Origin of the sequence: Puniceibacterium antarcticum, assembly GCF_002760615.1 — a bacterium.
GTDB lineage: Bacteria > Pseudomonadota > Alphaproteobacteria > Rhodobacterales > Rhodobacteraceae > Puniceibacterium > Puniceibacterium antarcticum.
Genome location: NZ_AWWI01000132.1, coordinates 1 through 1456, shown reverse-complemented (window position 1 = coordinate 1456; position 1456 = coordinate 1). Strand labels below are relative to the sequence as shown.

At 60.5% G+C, this 1456-nt stretch carries 2 protein-coding genes and 2 pseudogenes; all 4 read right to left on the bottom strand.

Annotated features, from left to right (window positions below; genetic code table 11):
* Nucleotides 1-65: 65 nt before the first annotated feature.
* Complete coding sequence (locus tag P775_RS29470; RefSeq protein WP_281256109.1) at nucleotides 66-335, bottom strand: IS66 family transposase; 270 nt, start codon at nucleotides 333-335, stop codon at nucleotides 66-68.
* A 79-nt stretch (nucleotides 336-414) separates the two neighbouring features.
* Nucleotides 415-459, bottom strand: a pseudogene (locus P775_RS29465) (hypothetical protein); the annotation flags it as partial.
* Between the two features lie 53 nt (nucleotides 460-512).
* A pseudogene (locus P775_RS29460) lies at nucleotides 513-1045 on the bottom strand (IS66 family transposase); the annotation flags it as partial.
* A gap of 61 nt (nucleotides 1046-1106) precedes the next feature.
* On the bottom strand, nucleotides 1107-1456 hold a 350-nt coding region (tnpB, locus tag P775_RS20085), incomplete at its 5' end, for an IS66 family insertion sequence element accessory protein TnpB (protein ID WP_218967734.1).

The following is a 1456-nucleotide window of genomic DNA, read 5'->3' as shown; positions in this document are numbered from 1 at the left end:
TCGTCCGATCCGGCGAAGAATGCGTTTTTTCTGTTCAGAGCAATCGACTGGACCAAATTCTCGACCTAGTTGGAGTCGATCTCGACGCGTCCGTCCGTCAGGAAGGTCTGCAATCCATCCCAATGGCGATGGATGTAAGCGAGCTTCTCGCCGAGGCGCGGTTTTGCCGAGATGCTCAGGCGCTGCAATTTCAGCCAGATTCCGAGGGCTTCGACCAATGGAGCAGATCGCGCCTGCCGAGCAGACAGACGCTGACCTGAAGACGTGCCGCGGATGTCTTTCTCGACGGCATAGATTTCGGCGATCTGACGTAGGACCTCGGCCGCGATCGTCACGCCCAAGGCGTGCTTCCAGCACGACACCGTCGCGATCGAAGACTTCCTTGAGCTTGCGGCGCATGTGCGCCCAGCAATGTGCGACAATGATTGGATCGCCGTTCTTGCGGTCAGAGCGCGTCAACCGGTTGTAGCCTTGGTAGCCGTCCGCTGCCCGGCAGTCGATACGAAGTATCGATGAGAGGGGAGTTGCAGTGTGCCATTCAACCCCTTGAGCAACTTCTCGGCGTTTTCGCCGCGGCGATCAGGGGCGTAGAAATAGACAACGCCGGGCGGGTCATCGCCACCCTTTGCGCCGGAGACGCACCTTTGGTGCGACGCCCTGTCGTCACGCGCCAAGGCCCAGAGGTAGCCGGTTTTCGTCCGACCGCGGCCGGGATCGAGGACCGGGGCCGTCGTTTCGTCTATTCCCCGGCAGGCGCATGCGCAGCATGCTGCCGAGAGGGCATGAACAGCTTCGTGGACGTCTTCAGGTGCTCGGCCAGCCGAATCTGCCACCGGACCCAGGTGAAAGGCCGCCACACCGTCCGGGGCTCCGCCCGTTCACGGCGGAAACATGCCACTGCCATGTTTCCGGGACGCCCTTCACCCCAATCCGCCAGCGTCGACCTATGGATGTCGATACCGGAACGGGCCAGGATCTGACTTTGGCGATATAACGGAAGGTGGTCCGCGTATTTACTGACCCGTTGACCTGCAGGCGATGCCTGCATCGCCGAGAGGGGGCCAGCCCGGAAAACAGTGCCTCACATTGCGCGTGATTCAGCGCCATTATTCCATCTTTGATCGCCCCCTCTCGGCAGATTTGCTTTGCAAATCGCCTGCCGGGCAGTGGGACCAGGTGAAGGTCGTATCCTCGAGCCGCTTGTAAGCCATCGCAAGGCCGGTCCCGTCCCAATACAAAAGCTTCAATCGATCCATACGCTTGGCCCGGAACAGGAACACTGTCCCAGTGAACGGATCTTTGCGGAGTACGGTCTGCACCATGGCCGCCAGCCCGTCGTGACCTTTTCTGAAATCAACCGGCGTGGTCGCCACAAATATGCGCACCCGGCCTCTCGGCGAATGTTCCATTCGCCTGCCTGCCAATGGTATCGATGGAAAGATCATGCGCCCCCCCC